This window comes from Actinoplanes sp. CA-131856, assembly GCF_050956135.1.
Classification (GTDB): Bacteria; Actinomycetota; Actinomycetes; order Mycobacteriales; family Micromonosporaceae; genus Actinoplanes.
Map to the genome: position 1 here is coordinate 8017118 of NZ_CP191849.1, position 16084 is coordinate 8033201.

Here is a 16084-nt window from a genome sequence, read left to right on the forward strand (position 1 = left end):
ATCGCTCTTGTTCGCCATGACATTTGCAACTTTTATTGCCGGGAAACGTCTGCGACCGTCCATTTGTCGAGAGAAGACATCATGCGGGTCCTCCACGTGTTCGGATCGCGCCCCGGCAGCGGCGCCGGGCACCAGTTGCGGCTGCTTCTCGAGCGGCTGCCGTACGACGGCCACGTGCTCACGCTCGGCCCGGCACCGCCGGCGGTGCGGGCGACCGGCGCCACCCTGATCGAGCTGCCGACCGCCCGCGACCGCGACCTCGGCGCGATCCGCCGGATCCGCCATCTGATCCGCGAGGGGCGCTTCGACGTCGTACACACGCATCTCTTCCGCGCCGGCGTGCAAGGACGCCTGGCCGCCCGTCTGGCCCGGACCCCGCGGGTGATCGCCACCGAGTACCACGCGGACGAGGGGCTGCGGACCGCGGCCGGGGTGCGCGCGCTCTATCTCGCCGGCGAACGGCACAGCGGCATCACCATCGCGGGGGCGCCCGCCGTGGCCGACCGGCTGCGCCGCTGGGGTGTGCCCCTCGACCGGGTCAGCATGATCCCCAAGGCACTCGACGCCGGCGAGTTCGCCTACGACCCGGAGTTGCGCTCGGCGGCCCGGTCCCGGCTGCGGATCGGCCCCGGCACCCCGGTCATCGGCGCCGTCGGCCGGCTCGAACCCCAACGGCGCCTCGACACCCTCATCCGGGCCGTGGCCGAGGTTCCCGGCGCGACGCTGCTGCTGGTCGGCGACGGGCCGGCCCGGGTGGCGCTGCAGCTGCTGGCCGGCATCGAAGGGGTGAGCGACCGGGTGCTGTTCGCCGGGACGGTCGAGCACCCGCGCGAGATGCTCTGCGCCATGGACGTCTTCGCGTCGCCCGGCCGCGAGACGTTCGGGCTGGCCGTGCTCGAAGCCCTCGCGGCCGGGCTGCCGGCCCTCTACGCGGCCTGCGCGCCGCTGGAGGACATGATCGCGGCGCGCACGCCGGTGGAGCACACGCAACGGCTCACCCCGCACGATCCGGAGTCGCTGCCACGGGCCCTGCGGGCCGAGGTTCTCTGCCACATCGAGAGGTACGGGGCCCGGCTGCCCCCGCGGACACTGCCCGACCGCTACTGCGCGAACCGGATGGCCGCCGACGTGGCCGAGCTCTACGAGCGGGTGGCCGCCAGCTGAGGCCGGCCGATCTCACAGCGCCGGGCCAGATCCCGTACGAACGGAAGACGCAGCAAGCTCTCGAGGAAGATGAAGCCCAGCCAGGCACCCAGCGTGTTGGAGAGAAGGTCGTTGACGTCGGCCCAGCGGGTGCCGTGGACGGTGAGCAGGAGCGCCAGCTGGGTGAGCTCGATGGTGAGGCTGATCAGGAAGCCGATGAGCACCACCCGCGGCTCCCGGGTGACCCGGAAGATCGTCTGGAGGAACCAGGCCAGCGGCACCATCATCGCGCCGTTCAGGATGAAGTCGGCCGGGCGCATCTCCAGGATGGGCACCAGAATGATCCGGTACCAGTCGGGGGAACCCGGTCCCCAGCCCACGTGCAGCGGCAGCATGGTCGCGCCGAGGACGGCCACCGCGTACCAGCCGCCGAGCCACGCGTTCACCAATTGCGCCCGGTCGCGCAGCCGGGACGCCGCGAAGGCCATCAGGGCGATCCCCAGGACCAGCATGACGGGGATCGCGGGGATTACCAATCGCTGCACCGTTCCAACAGTACGTGGCCGCCCTAGCGGAGCCAGCCGTCCTTGCGGGCGATACGAATGGCGTCGAGACGGTTGCGCGCGCCCGTCTTGGCGATGATGGCGGACAGATAGTTGCGGACCGTGCCGCCGGACAGGTAGAGCCGCCCGGCGATCTCCTTCACCGAGTCACCCTCGGCGGCCAGGCCCAGCACCTCCAGCTCCCGCGTGGTCAGGCCGCGCTCGGTGGTGAGCGACGCCGCCTGCAACATCGGGGAGATCACCCGTTCGCCGGTCGCGAGGCGGCGTACGGAATCGGAAAGGAGGTTGGCGCTCGCGGTCTTGAGCAGGAAGTTGAGGCAGCCCGTGCGATGCCGGGGTGGCAGCATGCCGCGCTTGGCCGGGTCGCACAGCAGCAGGAGCGCGCAGGTCGGCGACGAGGAATGCAACTCGGTGGCAACCGGCAGTACCTGACTGACCATGCGGTCGGTGTCGATGACTATGACGCTCGGCCACGTCTGCGCGGCCAGTCTGGGCAGCTCGTTGCCGAACGGCAGCGTGCCGACGAACTGCATGTCGGGGTTCGTCTCGAGCAGAGCACGCACAGGAACGCCGAAATATCCCTCTTCCCTGGCTACCGCGACCCGGATCACCACATCACCTTCCCCCGATGGGCAATAGCTCTACGGGCGAGGTGATCTGGTGACGTGGCGGGTGGAGAGCCACAAGTGCCCGTCGTTCCGACGCCTCCTCACGGTAACGCGCCTGTCACGCCACGGATACCGCGCTCATCCGATCAACCGATGCCAATGCACCGGATCGCCTGAGTGGCGGTGATCACGTCTGCTCAGGTGCGGGCCCGGGCGGCCGACCAGAACGCTTACCCCCGGTCACATCGAACAGCAGGACGGGCCGTTGACTCGTACAGCTCTGCGCATTCCCCTCATCGCGGCAGCCGGCATCGCAGCCGTCCTGCTCTCCGGCTGCTCCAGCCTGACCGACCTCACCAGCAGCAGTAAGCCGCTGCTCGGTGGGGCGACGTCATCACCCACCCCGTCGGCGCCGGCCACGCCGTCCCCGTCGGCCACCGTGTCACGCGCGAGCGGGCCCCTCGACACGGGCACCGTCACGCATCGCATCGACCAAGGAAACTTCTCGGTGCAGCTGACCTACTGGACCTCCGACAACGCCAAGCAGTACACGGCGGCGTCGACCAAGACCATCAACGTCGCCGCCCACATCGAGGACGCCGACAGCACCCACCGCATGGCCGTCACCACGTTCCAGGTCACGCAGGACGACGGCACGAAACGGTCCGTCGTCGGCACCGACAGCGGCAAGTTCGACGTCACCCCGCCGTACCCCTACAACACCGTGGTGACCCTTCCGGCGGCGACGGCGGGAGCAACGAAGCTCACGCTGACGATCCGGCTCGACCTCCTCGTGGAGACCGCGCCGAAATCGAACAGCTACTACCGCTCGACGGCTCTCGACACCCTGACCCTGCCGCTGCTCACGAACGGTGCCCCGCGATGACCGAGTCCAGTCCCGGCCTGCGCCGGGCCACCGACCGCCAGATCCTGCTGCCCCGCAGCGCCAAGGCCGGCCCGCTGGCCCTGCCGCCGGCCGTGCCGCAGCTCGAGGACCTGGAGAACGTCGAGGTGGTGTCGGGCGAGATCGCCATGGCCACCACGGCGACACCCCGCAACGCCACGATCAGCTGCATCATCCCCTGCTACAACGAGCAGGAGACGATCGCCGACGTCCTCAAGAGCCTGCTCGGGCAGACCCGGCTGCCGGACGTCATCCACGTCATCATCAACAACACCGACGACGACACCCCCGAGATCGCGCGGTCGTTCGAGGGCCGGCACTCCCGCACCGTCAAGGGCGAGGAGTTCGTCACGGTCGTGCACGTCCACGACATGGGCTCCAACCCCGACAAGAAGGTCGGCGCCCTCAACTACGGCTACTTCCTGTCCCGCGGCTACGACTACATCCTCGGCGTCGACGGTGACACGACACTGGCCCGCGACGCCGTCGAGCGCCTCGAACTGGAGATGACCGACGACCCGCGCATCGGCGGGCTCAGCGCCATCTACAGCATCGACAAGAGCCGCTACAAGGGACTGATGGCGCGGTTCCTGATCGCCGGCCAGCGGGCCCAGTTCGCCGCGTTCAACATGGACAACCTGCTCCGCGGCCGCAACATGGCCGTGCTCGGCGGCCAGTGCAGCCTGTTCAGCATCCGGGCGCTGGAGACGGTGATGGTCCGCCACCACCAGCAGGCCCCCTGGGTCCGCGACAGCGAGGTCGAGGACAGCAAGCTCTCCCTGCAGATCAAGGACGCCGGCTACAGCACCAAGATCAGCTCGACCGCGCGCGCCTTCGTGGGCCCGATGACGAACCTGCGGGCCCTGCACGGCCAGCAGGTCAAGTGGAACTTCGGCGCCATCGACCTGTTCTGGCCGGGCACCCGCGGCGACAACCAGGGCCAGCCGCTGCACCCGAACCTGAGGCTGCGCTGGTACGAGAACATCTCGATGGCCTTCAACATCGCCAGCCGCCTCGGCTTCCTGCTGCTGCTGGTGGCGGCGCTGTCCATCCACGCGTTCGTCTTCAACCCGATCTGGCTGATCCCGCCGGCCGTGGCGGCGCTGCTGAACCTGCGCCTGGCGCTGTCGATGAAGGACAAGAGCGCTTCCGACATCTTGTACGCCGCGTTGGCGCTGCCCGCCGAGCTGTACATGTGGATTCGCATGGGGCACTTCGTGTCGGCGTGGACGCAGTTCCTGGCCAAGACGGACAAGGACAACTGGGCGGCCCAGGCCAACGCGGAGAAGGGCAAGGGCTCGGCGTACGTCATGCCGCTGGTGGTCCTGCTCGCGGTCCTGGGCGGCGCCACGTACGCCTGGAGCCAGCAGAGCGTGTCGGTGCAGTCGGCGATCCTGTCCCTGGGCTGGCCGATCCTGTACATCGCGACGATCGCCCAGACGGTCTTCATGATGCGCAAGCTGTTCCGCCGCCACCGGGGCTTCACCGTCTAGGTCGACGTGGGGATCTGCGTGTAGCTGTCACCCAGGTAGTAGACGCGCAGGGAACCCAGGTCGAAGCCGTCCTTCACGAAGTAGCTGTCGACGCAGCGCACGTGGTTCTTGCCGCCGGGTGGGATGCGGTCGACGGAGCGGAAGAAGTCGTCGTTCGTCTCGAAGCAGGACGCGCCGGTGCCCAGGAAGCTGTTGTTCTTGCTGACGCACCAGCCCGGGACGACGCCGGACGCGTAGCTGGAGACGGGGCCGAAGAAGCCGGTCTGCTGGGCGCCGCACCCGGCCGACATGGTGTTCTCGGCGCGGGCGAAGCTGAACTGGATGCCGGGCGCCTCCCGGTCATCGAGCCGGTTCTCGACGGTGATGTCGAAGTAGAGGTACCGGAAGCCCGGCTTGGCCGGGCTCCGGTCCTCCAGCTGGGCCGACGTCTTCAGGTGGGCCTCGGTCACCCGGTACGACCAGCCGCCCGGCGCCGACAGATCGGTCCGCGTGTCGAAGTAGGTCGTGTTGCCGCTCAGAAAGGCGAAGCCGACCCCGCCGCAGCCGAGCAGGATGACCAGCAGCAGGGCGCCCGCACCGATCAGCAGCCGCCGGGAGCCAGGGTTCTGCCACCGGTCACGGACGGCGTGGATCTGCGGAAGGCCGGGGCGGGCGCTGGGCCCGACGCTGTAGTTGAGATCGCGGTGGAAGTGCGCATTGTGGCGGGCGTACGTCTCGACCCGCTGCTCCAGCATCGCCCGGGCCGCCGGATCGTCGGGCCGGGCGCGCAGGGTGTCCAGGGCCGACCGCGTGGCCGGGTCGCCCCGCCCCAGGTTGTCGAGCACCCCCAGGACCCGCCGGGCCGCCTCGTCGGCCACCGGGTCCGGCGTGCCCATGAGCATCCTCCGGAAGAACCCGAGCACGATGCCCGAGGTGGTCGTCGCCAGCTCCAGTGCCACCGTCGTCCTCCATTCACGACTGACTCGCCTGCCTGTACGGTCCCCCTCGCGGCGGCGCCGGTGGATCCCTCATGTCGTCCTGAGTGGTCACCGTTCGGCAGGGCCAGTCTGGGAAAGGACAGCCGTCGCACAACCCGCCGGATGACCACGATCGGGTGGACCGGCGTCATTCGACGATGCGCGTCTTCAGGTCGTCGCCGGGGAGGCCTCCGCTGTCGGTCTCGAAGGGGGTGACCGGTGTCGACCCGATGACCGAGCCGTCCGCCGCGTAGGCCGTCACGGTCGCGTCGCCCGAGGCCGGCAGCGTGGCGAGGGCCGCGCCCGAGGCGTCGGGCACGCCACCGGGCGACAGCCGGGCGGTGCCGGGCGGGCCGACGATCACCACCTGGTCCGTACGGTCGTCCTTGCCCTCGGCCCGCATCCGCCACGCGATCGGGCGCTCGTCGGCGCCGGCCGCCGGCAGCAGCACGCGCAGATCCTGGCGATAGGTGTCGGCGGCGCCGTGGAAGGCGTACGCCAGCACGCCGCCGCCCCGCGGTTGCACGGTGAGCAGGGCCGCCGGCTGACCGTTCACCGATCCCGTCCACCGGACCTTCACGGTGGTGTCCCGGGCGGGCAGGCGGGCGTCGCTGAGCGCGCTCTCGATCCAGCGGCGCATCGTGAGCCGGTCGAACGCGCGGCCGCCGAGCGCGCCGGTCAGCACCTGCTCGCTGATCTCCTGGACGTTCTGCCCCGCGCGGCCGCTCCAGGCGCCGTACGCCGGCCCGTTGTAGATCTTCTCTCCGTGCGCGCCGGTCACGGTGACCGTCGTGCCGGGGTCGAACGGCGCGGCCGGCAGGGTGAACTCGGCCAGCCCGCTGCCGGGCGTGGCGGTCCGTGGCGCCGCGTGCTCGACCCGGCCGGCCGCGGTGTAGGTGAAACCGTTGCTCACCGCGACCGTCGACCCCGAGGGCGCGACCACCACGAGCGCGCCGGCGGCGTCGGTGCGGCCCTCCTTGAAGATCGCCACCTGGTCGCCGCCGTCGGTGCGGGCGCCCTCGCGCATCTCGGACGGGGCCGCGCCCGGCTCACCGCTGAACCACATGAGCGTCTCGTCGGTCAGGAACCCGAACCGCAGCGGCACCAGGGCCAGCGCCAGCCGGTGGCCGGGCACGTCGCCGGCGTACAGGAAACGAATCTGGCCCCTGTCTTTGATCTCCCACAGCTCGCCCGGGTCCTCGACATCCTTGATCGAGCCGCGCAGACCGTCCAGCCAGGCCTTGTCGTTCGCCAGCGATCCCCGCGGCGGGCTCTTGGCCAGCGCGGTCTCACGCCCGGCGATCGCGATGCCCGGCGCCCATCCCGGCAAGGGCACCACGCCGGTCTGCACGCCCACCGCGGCCACGACGGCCGCCGCGACGACACCGATCCGTCGCCTGCGCTTGTGGGCTTTCTCGCGCTGGGTGAAACCGGACCAAGGATCTTGCGGTACGCCCAGAGCACCGGCCTCGGCCGCAAGCGCGTCGCGCAGAGCCGCCTCCGTGGTCATGCGCTCCTCCCTTCGAGGGTCGTGACCGGCCGGAACTCGGCGCGCAGCCGTTCGAGGCCACGCGAGGCCTGGCTCTTCACACTGCCGACGGAGCAGCCGAGCGCCGCCGCGGTCTCGGCCTCACTGAGATCGGCGAAATAGCGGAGCACCAGCACGGCCCGCATCCGGGGCGGCAACCCGCGCAGGGCGGTGATGATCTCGTGGCGCTGATCGAGGGGCCCGTACGGATCCCCGGCCGGCGCGTCACTGAGCAGCAGGGGCACCTCACTGACCCGACGGCGCCGCCGCCACGACACCGCCGTGTTGACCATGGCCCGGCGGACATATGCGACGGGCGCGTCCATGCGCGACACCCGCCCCCAGCGCCGATGGGTCTTCTCGAGGGCGGACTGCACCAGATCTTCGGCGTGACCACGATCCCCGGTGAGCAGGTAGGCCGTCCGCAGGAGGGGAGCCCATTCCCGCTCGACGAACGCCCGGAACTCCTCAGCCACGGCCTCTCCCGCGATGTGAAGGCATGAGAGGTTAACGCCGTGCCACCATCAAAAGGTTGAGCGGGCGGCACGGCGCGGTCGGGACGGCAGCGTGCTGAAGAGACCGAGGGTTAGCGGGGGACGACCTTTTCCACGGCCCACGCTCGCCATGTGTCCAGGTGGTGCTGGACCTGGGCCAGCTGCTCGGCCACCGGGCCGGGGCCGGTGGACCCGGGGGTGGTGCGGGAAGCCAGGGCCGACTCGACCGTGAGGACCTGGCGGACGGACGGGTCCAGGTGTTCGCTGACCGTCTTGAGGTCGTCGTCGGTCAGGTCGCCCAGCTCGCACTCGCGGACCGAGCAGAGGGCGACCAGCTTGCCGGTGATCTCGTGGGCGTCGCGGAACGGGACGCCCTTGCGGACCAGCCAGTCGGCGACCTCGGTGGCCAACGAGAAGCCGACGGGCGCGGCCGCGGCCAGGCGGTCCACCCGGACCGTCATGGTGGAGATCATGCCGGCCAGGGCGGGCAGCAGGAGTTCCAGGGTCTCGATGGCGTCGAAGACCGGCTCCTTGTCCTCCTGCATGTCGCGGTCGTACGTCAGCGGCAGGCCCTTGAGCATGGTCAGCACCGTGACCAGGCCGCCGATGAGGCGGCCGCTCTTTCCGCGGGCCAGTTCGGCGATGTCCGCGTTCTTCTTCTGCGGCATGATCGACGAGCCGGTGGCGAAGGCGTCGTCCAGCTCCACCCAGCCGAACTCGGTCGACGTCCAGAGCACGACCTCCTCGCCCAGGCGGGAGAGGTGCACGCCGATCAGCGACGTGATGAAGAGGAACTCGGCCACGAAGTCGCGGTCGGCCACCGCGTCCATCGAGTTGGGGGCCGGGGCGGTGAAGCCCAGCTCCTTGGCCACCGCGGCCGGGTCGAGCGGCAGCGACGAGCCGGCCAGGGCCCCGCTGCCCAGGGGCGAGATGGCCGTGCGGGCGTCCCAGTCGCGCATCCGGTCGAGGTCACGCAGCAGCGGCTGCACGTGGGCGAGCAGCCAGTGGCCGAAGGTGACCGGCTGCGCGTGCTGCACGTGGGTCATGCCGGGCGCCGCCGTGGAGACGTTGTTGGCGGCCTGCTCGGTGAGCGCGTCGGCCAGCTCGACCAGGGCCTGCGCCACCCCGCGGGCGTGGTCGCGCATGTAGAGGCGCAGGTCGGTGGCGACCTGGTCGTTGCGGGAGCGGCCGGCCCGCAGCTTGCCGCCGAGGGCGCCGAGCCGTTCGAGCAGGCCGCGCTCGAGCGCGGTGTGCACGTCCTCGTCGTCGATGGTCGGGCGGAACTCGCCGGACGCGCAGGCCGCCTCGAGGTCGTCGAGGGCGGCCAGCATCTGGCCCAGCTCGTCGGGGTCGAGCAGCCCGGCCGCGGCCAGCACCCGGGCGTGGGCGCGGGAGCCGGCGATGTCGTAGGGGGCGAGGCGCCAGTCGAACTGCACGCTCACCGACAGGCGGGCCAGGGCGTCGGCGGGACCGCCGGCGAACCGGCCACCCCACAAGGATGTCTTCTCGGTCGTCACGGTGTGTCAGTCTCCCAGACGCTGGTCGCGGGCCGACGCCATGCGTGACGGCAAGCCCCAGAGCTGCACGAAACCCTTGGCCAGGGACTGGTCGAACGTGTCGCCCGTGTCGTAGGTGGCCATGCCGAAGTCGTACAGGCTGGCCTCGGAGCGACGGCCGGTGACGGTGGCCCGGCCGCCGTGCAGCACCAGACGGACCTCGCCGGTGACGTGCTTCTGGCTGTCCTCGATGAACGCGTCGAGCGCGCGCTTGAGCGGCGAGAACCAGAGGCCGTCGTAGACGAGCTCGCCCCAGCGCTGGTCGACCTGGCGCTTGAAGCGGGCCAGGTCGCGCTCGACCGTCACGTTCTCGAGCTCCTGGTGGGCGGCGATCAGCGCGATGGCGCCCGGCGCCTCGTAGACCTCGCGGCTCTTGATGCCGACCAGGCGGTCCTCGACCATGTCGAGGCGGCCGACACCCTGGTCGCCGGCGCGCCGGTTCAGCTCGGTGACGGCCTGGAGCGGGGTGACGGTCTCGCCGTCGATGGCGACCGGGTTGCCCTGGTCGAAGGTGATGACGACCTCGTCGGGGTCGCGGACGGCCGACGGGTCCTGGGTGTACGCATAGATGTCCTCGATCGGGGCGTTCCAGATGTCCTCGAGGAACCCGGTCTCGACCGCGCGGCCCCACAGGTTCTGGTCGATCGAGTACGGCGACTTGTGCGACACGTCGATCGGCAGGCCCTTCTCCTCGGCCAGCGCGATCGCCTTGTCCCGCGTCCACGCGAAGTCACGGGCGGGCGCGATCACCTTGAGGTCGGGGGCGAGGGCGCCGATGCCGACCTCGAAGCGGACCTGGTCGTTGCCCTTGCCGGTGCAGCCGTGCGACACGACGGTCCCGCCGTGCTGCCGGGCCGCCTCGACCAGGTGGCGCACGATCAGCGGGCGGCTCAGCGCCGAGACCAGCGGGTAGCGGTCCATGTAGAGGGCGTTGGCGCGCAGCGCGGGCAGGCAGAAGTCGGCCGCGAACTCCTCGCGGGCGTCGACCACGACGCTCTCGGCGGCGCCGCAGTCGAGGGCGCGCTGCCGGATGACCTCCATGTCCTCGCCGCCCTGACCGACGTCGAGGGCCACCGCGATGACCTCACCGCCGACCTGGTCGGCCAGATAGGGAATGGCCACGGAGGTGTCGAGCCCCCCGGAGTAGGCAAGTACGACCCGTTCGCTCACCGGGTGCTCCTTTCAAGGGTGTCGGTGGTGTGGCCCGCCCACACGGCCAGCTTCTCGGCCAGCGCCTCACCGCCGTCGGCGGCGCGGGCCACCACGAAGATCGTGTCGTCGCCGGCGATGGTCCCGACGACGTCGGTGAGCCCGGACCGGTCGAGCGCGCTGGCCAGGAACTGCGCCGCGCCCGGCGGCGTGCGCAGCACGGCGATGTTGCCGCTGTAGTCGACGCTGGTGAGCAGCTCTTTCAGCAGCCGCAGGAGGCGGGCCGGCCCCTGTTCGGTGGTCTCGCGCAGCGGCCGCTTGCCGTCCTCGGGGATGAGGTAGGCGCCGCTGACCTTCACGGCGCCCAGCTCCTCCAGATCGCGCGAGAGGGTGGCCTGGGTGACCTGAACGCCCTCGCCGGCCAGCAGCTCGGCGAGCTCGGTCTGCGAGCGGATGGCCTTGTCCCTGATCAGCTCGACGATCCGGGCGTGCCTCCCGGCCCTGGTCACCGGCCCGGTCACTGCTCGTTCACCGCCAGCAGCCAGGCCAGCAGCGCCTTCTGCGCGTGCAGGCGGTTCTCGGCCTGGTCGAACACGGCGCTCTGTGCGCCGTCCATGACGTCGTCGGTGATCTCCTCGCCGCGGTGCGCGGGCAGGCAGTGCAGCACGATGGCGCCGTCGGCGGCGGCCGCCAGCAGGTCTTTGTTCACCTGGTAGGGCCAGAACGGGGTGAGCCGGTCACGCCCGTCGTCCTCCTGGCCCATCGACGTCCACGTGTCGGTGGCGATCACGTCCACGCCGTCGACCGCCTCGAACGGGTCGCGGACCACCTCGACCGAGCCGCCGGTCCAGGCCGCGATCTCGGCCGCCCGCGCCACCACGGCCGGCGACGGGTCGAACCCGGACGGCCCGGCCACCCGGACGTGCATGCCGGCGGTCGCCCCGGCCAGAAGGTAGGAGTGGGCCATGTTGTTGGCGGCGTCACCGACGTAGGCCAGCTTCTTGCCCTCGGTCGTGCCCAGTTTCTCGCGGATCGTGAGCAGGTCGGCCAGCAGCTGGCACGGGTGGAACCCGTCGGTCAGCGCGTTGATCACCGGCACGTCGACGCCGGAGGCGAGATCGGTGAGCCGCTCGTCGCCGGTGGTACGGAAGACCATGGCCGCCACGTAACGCTCGACCACCCGGCCCGCGTCGGCCAGCGACTCGCCACGGCCGAAGTGGGTGGCCTGAGTGTCCACGATGATCGGCTGGCCGCCCAGCTCGGCGATGCCGGCCTCGAACGACAGCCGGGTGCGCAGGCTGACCTTGTCGAAGAAGACGGCGACCGACCGCGGCCCGGCCAGCGGCCGGTAGGCGAACCGGTCGGCTTTCATCTGGGCCGCGAGGTTCAGGACGTCGCCCTGCTCCTCAGGCGTGAGGTCGTCGTCGCGCAGGAAGTGTCGAGTCACCGGAGACCGTCCAGGGCGGCGATGAGGGCGTCGGCCTGCTCGACGCTGATGATCAGCGGAGGGGCGAGCCGGATGACGTCCGGCGCGGGGGCGTTCACCAGGAAACCAGCTTCCTTGAGGTCGGCGGCGAGCTTGGCCGCGATCGGCTCGTTCAGGACGACGCCGAGCAGCAGGCCGGCGCCACGGACATGGTTGACGGCGGGGTGGCCTTCGATGCCGCGCCGCAGCTGTTCGCCGACCCGCTTCACGTGGTCGAGGAGACCCTCGCCGGCGATCGTGCGGATGACGGCCAGCCCGGCGGCGCACGAGATCGGGTTGCCGCCGAACGTGGTGCCGTGCGACCCGGGGGTGAACAGCTCGGCGGCCCGGCCGAAGGCGACACAGGCGCCCAGCGGCAGGCCGCCGCCGAGGCCCTTGGCCAGGGTGATGATGTCGGGCTCGATGCCCTCGCTCTGGTGGTGGAACCAGTGGCCGGTGCGCCCGATGCCGGTCTGCACCTCGTCCAGCACGAGCAGCGCGCCCGTTTTGTCGCAGATCTCCCGCACGCCGGCGAGATAGCCGGCCGGTGGGACCACCACGCCGTTCTCACCCTGGATCGGCTCCAGAATGACCATGGCCGTTTCCGACGTTACGGATTTGCCCATTTCGGCGAGGTCCCCGAAGGGCACGTGTGTCACGTCGCCGGGCAGCGGCCGGAAGGGATCCGCCTTGGAGGGCTGACCCGTCAACGCCAGCGCCCCCATCGTCCGGCCGTGGAATGCCCCATGTGTCGCGACCACGTGGGTGCGGCCGGTCAGGCGGGACAGTTTGAAGGCGGCCTCGTTGGCCTCGGCCCCGGAGTTGGTGAAGAGCACCCGCCCCGAGCGCCCGGCCAGGGCGAGCAGCAGCTCGGCCAGGGCGACGGGCGGCTCGGCGACGTAGAAGTTCGACACGTGACCGAGCTGCTGCACCTGCTGGGTGACGGCCTCGACCACGGCCGGGTGGGCGTGCCCGAGGGCGTTGACGGCGATGCCGCCCAGGAAGTCGACGTACTGCTTGCCGTTCTCGTCGGTGAGGACCGCGCCCTCGCCTCGGACCAGGGCCGCCTGCGGAGCTCCGTAGTTGTTCATTCCGGCTTGGGACCACCGGTCAATGAGCGAGCTCATGAGGGCACCACCATGGTTCCGATTCCTTCCGAGGTGAAAACTTCCAGCAGCGTCGAGTGCTCGACGCGGCCGTCGACGACGTGGGCGGCCGGGACGCCGCCGCGCACCGCCCGCAGGCAGGCCTCCATCTTGGGGACCATGCCGGCCTCCAGGGTGGGCAGCAGCTTTTCGAGGGCGTCGGCGTCGATGCGCGAGGTGAGCGACGACGTGTCGGGCCAGTTGGTGTAGAGCCCGGGCACATCGGTCAGCACGACCAGCTTGCGGGCGCCCAGCGCCTCGGCCAGCGCCGCCGCCGCCGTGTCGGCGTTGACGTTGTGCACGACCCCGTCCGCGTCGGGCGCGACCGACGCGATGACCGGAATGCGGCCGGCCGCGATCAGATCGTCCACCGCCGAGGTGTCCACGTGATCGACATCGCCGACCTGACCGAGGTCGACCTCCTCGCCGTCGACGAGCGTCCCGCGCCGCACCGCGGTGAACAGGCGGGCGTCCTCACCGGACAGCCCGACCGCGAACGGCCCGTGCTGGTTGATCATGCCGACGAGCTCACGCCCGACCTGGCCGACCAGGACCATGCGCACGATGTCCATGGCCTCCGGGGTCGTGACCCGCAGACCGCCGCGGAACTCGCTGACGATGCCCATCTTGTCGAGCATCCGGCTGATCTGCGGCCCGCCGCCGTGCACCACGACCGGCTTGATCCCGACATAGCGCAGGAACACCATGTCGGCCGCGAACGCCGCCTGCAACTGCGGGTTGATCATCGCGTTGCCGCCGTACTTGATGACGACCGTCGCGCCGTGGAAACGCTCCAGCCAGGGCAGCGCCTCGATCAGGACGCCGGCCTTCTCGATCGGCGTGGTCACGACGAGTACGCCGAGTTCTCGTGCACGTACGCGTGCGAGAGATCGGTGGTCCAGATCGTCGCTTCCATCTCGCCCTCGCGCAGGTTGACCGTGATCTTGACGTCCCGGCCGCTCAGGTCGACCTTGGACCGGTCCTCGGCGGCCGCCCCGCCCTTGCAGATCCACACATCGTTGATCGCGACGTCGACCCGGTCGGGCTCGAAGCGCGCCTGCGTCGTGCCGACCGCGGCCAGGATGCGCCCCCAGTTGGGGTCGTTGCCGAACAGCGCCGTCTTGACCAGGTTGTTGCGGCAGACCGTGCGGCCCACCTCGACCGCGTCGGCCTCGGTGGCCGCGCCCTTGACCTCGATGGCGATGTGCTTGGTGGCGCCCTCGGCGTCGGCGATGAGCTGCTGGGCCAGGTCGTGGCAGACCTCGGTGACCGCCGCCGTCAGCTCCTCCTGGCTCGGCTGCCGGTCGGAGGCGCCGCTGGCCAGCAGGAGAACGGTGTCGTTCGTCGACATGCAGCCGTCGGCGTCGATCCGGTCGAACGTCACCCGTGTCGCCTCGCGCAGCGCGGCGTCGAGCACCTCGTTGTTGGCCGAGGCGTCGGTGGTGATCACCACGAGCATCGTGGCGAGGGCCGGAGCCAGCATGCCGGCGCCCTTGGCGATGCCGCCGACCGACCAGCCGTCCCGCTCGACCACGGAGTTCTTCGCCACCGTGTCGGTGGTCATGATCGCCTCGGCCGCGGCCGGCCCGCCGTCGGCCGCCAGCGCCCTGGCCGCCGCGTTCACGCCAGGCAGCAGCTTGTCCATGGGCAGCAGCTCGCCGATCAGGCCGGTCGAGCAGACCGCCACGTCGCCGGCGCCGATCAGCTGCGGTTTCGGGCCGCCGCGGAGCACCGTCGCGGTGTGCTCGGCGGTGGCGTGGGTGTCCTGGAAGCCCTGCGGCCCGGTGCAGGCGTTGGCCCCGCCCGAGTTGAGCACGACGGCCCGCACGATGCCGCCCTTGAGCACCTGCTGGCTCCAGAGCACGGGCGCCGCCTTGACCCGGTTGCCGGTGAAGACGCCGGCGGCGGTGAAGTCGGGGCCGTCGTTGACGACCAGGGCCACGTCGGGGTTGCCGTTGGCCTTCAGACCGGCGGCGACACCGCTGGCCCGGAAACCGCGGGGATGGGTCACAGTCACGGTGCCACTCCGAACACGGACAGGCCCGAGGTCTCGGGCAGGCCGAACATGAGGTTGGCGCACTGGACGGCCTGTCCAGCCGCGCCCTTGCCGAGGTTGTCCAGGGCGCTGACGACGACGATCCGGCCCGAGTCGACGTCGACTGTGGCCTGGAGGTGGCACGAGTTGGAGCCGGAGGTGGCGGCCGTGTGCGGCCACTGCCCCGCGGGCAGCACGTGCACGAACGGCTCGGTGGCATACGCCTGCTGGAGCACCTCGCGGGGGTCGGCGCCGGTCAGCGGGCGCGCGGTGACGGTGGCCAGGATGCCCCGGGGCATGGGCGCCAGCACCGGCGTCATCGACAGTGACGTGGCTCCGGAGGCCTGCTTGATCTCGGGCACATGCTGATGGGCGCCGACCTTGTACGGCGACAGGTCGCCCATGATCTCGCTGGCCAGCAGGTTGACCTTGGCCGAGCGCCCCGCGCCCGACGTGCCGGAGCTGGCCACCACGACCACGTCGGCCGGGTCGGCGACGCTGGCGGCGATCAGCGGGGCCAGCGCGAGGGTGATGGTGGCCGCATAACATCCCGTATTGGCGACCCGGTCGGACGAGGCGATCAGCTCACGATGACCCGGCAACTCGGGCAGCCCGTAGGTCCACGTGCCGGCATGCGCCCCGCCGTAGTATTTCTCCCACGGCGCCGCATCGCGGAGCCGGAAGTCGGCACCGAGGTCGACGACCTTCACCGTCTCGGGCAACTGCGCCGCCAGCGCCGCCGACTGCCCGTGCGGCAGGGCCAGAAAGACCAGGTCGGCGCCGCTCAGGCCGTCGGCGTCGGTGGCGCCGAGGGTCAGGTCGAGCCCGGCCAGCTGCGGGTGCACGGCGGTGACATGAGTGCCCGCCTGGGTGTGAGCGGTGGCCGCCACGAGGTCGAACTCCGGGTGCCCGGCGAGAAGCCTCAGCAACTCACCCCCGGCGTAACCACTGGCGCCCGCTACCGCGACCCGAATCCCCATACCAACCTCCGCATGAATATGCAGAGAACCGTATCAAGGGGCGTGAGCGACGAGCAACACCATTT

General features: G+C 70.8%; 16 protein-coding genes. 3 read left to right on the forward strand and 13 right to left on the reverse strand.

Translation table 11 applies throughout. The features are described from left to right. Positions 1-81: 81 nt before the first annotated feature. Entirely contained in the window at positions 82-1164 is a 1083-nt protein-coding gene (locus tag ACQP2X_RS36650; protein WP_498689808.1) for a glycosyltransferase, read from the forward strand. Here the strand turns inward: ACQP2X_RS36650 and ACQP2X_RS36655 are convergent. Next, positions 1140-1688 (reverse strand): VanZ family protein, encoded by a 549-nt coding sequence (locus tag ACQP2X_RS36655; RefSeq protein WP_498689809.1) that lies wholly within the window; start codon positions 1686-1688, stop codon positions 1140-1142. The two genes, ACQP2X_RS36650 and ACQP2X_RS36655, sit on opposite strands and share 25 nt — an antisense overlap. A gap of 23 nt (positions 1689-1711) precedes the next feature. Further along, positions 1712-2317 carry a response regulator transcription factor gene (locus ACQP2X_RS36660; RefSeq protein WP_498689812.1) on the reverse strand — a complete coding sequence of 202 codons (606 nt, stop codon included), beginning with the start codon at positions 2315-2317 and terminating at the stop codon, positions 1712-1714. Between the two features lie 262 nt (positions 2318-2579). Here ACQP2X_RS36660 and ACQP2X_RS36665 point away from each other — a divergent pair, with 262 nt between their 5' ends. Further along, positions 2580-3200 carry a hypothetical protein gene (locus ACQP2X_RS36665; protein ID WP_498689813.1) on the forward strand — a complete coding sequence of 207 codons (621 nt, stop codon included), beginning with the start codon at positions 2580-2582 and terminating at the stop codon, positions 3198-3200. Next, entirely contained in the window at positions 3197-4711 is a 1515-nt protein-coding gene (locus tag ACQP2X_RS36670; RefSeq protein ID WP_498689815.1) for a glycosyltransferase family 2 protein, read from the forward strand. Before ACQP2X_RS36665 ends, ACQP2X_RS36670 begins: the two co-directional genes overlap by 4 nt. Here the strand turns inward: ACQP2X_RS36670 and ACQP2X_RS36675 are convergent. The 11 genes from ACQP2X_RS36675 to argC form a co-directional block, all read right to left on the reverse strand. Next, positions 4708-5649, reverse strand: a complete 942-nt coding sequence (locus ACQP2X_RS36675) for a hypothetical protein (protein WP_498689817.1) — start codon at positions 5647-5649, stop codon at positions 4708-4710. The two genes, ACQP2X_RS36670 and ACQP2X_RS36675, sit on opposite strands and share 4 nt — an antisense overlap. Positions 5650-5815: 166 nt before the next feature. Continuing rightward, entirely contained in the window at positions 5816-7177 is a 1362-nt protein-coding gene (locus ACQP2X_RS36680; RefSeq protein ID WP_498689818.1) for a hypothetical protein, read from the reverse strand. Further along, the gene (locus ACQP2X_RS36685; RefSeq protein WP_498689820.1) at positions 7174-7671 is read right to left on the reverse strand and encodes a SigE family RNA polymerase sigma factor; all 498 of its coding nucleotides are present in this window, start codon (positions 7669-7671) and stop codon (positions 7174-7176) included. The genes ACQP2X_RS36680 and ACQP2X_RS36685 overlap by 4 nt, the downstream gene beginning before the upstream one ends. A gap of 110 nt (positions 7672-7781) precedes the next feature. Continuing rightward, complete coding sequence (gene argH, locus ACQP2X_RS36690; RefSeq protein ID WP_498689821.1) at positions 7782-9206, reverse strand: argininosuccinate lyase; 1425 nt, start codon at positions 9204-9206, stop codon at positions 7782-7784. A 6-nt stretch (positions 9207-9212) separates the two neighbouring features. Continuing rightward, on the reverse strand, positions 9213-10415 hold the full coding sequence (locus tag ACQP2X_RS36695; protein ID WP_498689823.1) for an argininosuccinate synthase: 1203 nt from the start codon (positions 10413-10415) through the stop codon (positions 9213-9215). Then, complete coding sequence (locus ACQP2X_RS36700; RefSeq protein WP_498689825.1) at positions 10412-10915, reverse strand: arginine repressor; 504 nt, start codon at positions 10913-10915, stop codon at positions 10412-10414. Before ACQP2X_RS36700 ends, ACQP2X_RS36695 begins: the two co-directional genes overlap by 4 nt. Beyond that, entirely contained in the window at positions 10912-11841 is a 930-nt protein-coding gene (gene argF, locus ACQP2X_RS36705) for an ornithine carbamoyltransferase (RefSeq protein ID WP_498689826.1), read from the reverse strand. Before argF ends, ACQP2X_RS36700 begins: the two co-directional genes overlap by 4 nt. Further along, the gene (locus tag ACQP2X_RS36710; RefSeq protein WP_498689829.1) at positions 11838-12986 is read right to left on the reverse strand and encodes an acetylornithine transaminase; all 1149 of its coding nucleotides are present in this window, start codon (positions 12984-12986) and stop codon (positions 11838-11840) included. Before ACQP2X_RS36710 ends, argF begins: the two co-directional genes overlap by 4 nt. Then, positions 12983-13852 (reverse strand): acetylglutamate kinase, encoded by an 870-nt coding sequence (argB, locus tag ACQP2X_RS36715; protein ID WP_498689831.1) that lies wholly within the window; start codon positions 13850-13852, stop codon positions 12983-12985. The genes ACQP2X_RS36710 and argB overlap by 4 nt, the downstream gene beginning before the upstream one ends. Beyond that, the gene (argJ, locus tag ACQP2X_RS36720) at positions 13849-15021 is read right to left on the reverse strand and encodes a bifunctional glutamate N-acetyltransferase/amino-acid acetyltransferase ArgJ (protein ID WP_498689834.1); all 1173 of its coding nucleotides are present in this window, start codon (positions 15019-15021) and stop codon (positions 13849-13851) included. Before argJ ends, argB begins: the two co-directional genes overlap by 4 nt. Beyond that, the gene (gene argC, locus ACQP2X_RS36725) at positions 15018-16019 is read right to left on the reverse strand and encodes an N-acetyl-gamma-glutamyl-phosphate reductase (protein ID WP_498689836.1); all 1002 of its coding nucleotides are present in this window, start codon (positions 16017-16019) and stop codon (positions 15018-15020) included. The genes argJ and argC overlap by 4 nt, the downstream gene beginning before the upstream one ends. Positions 16020-16084 lie beyond the last annotated feature (65 nt).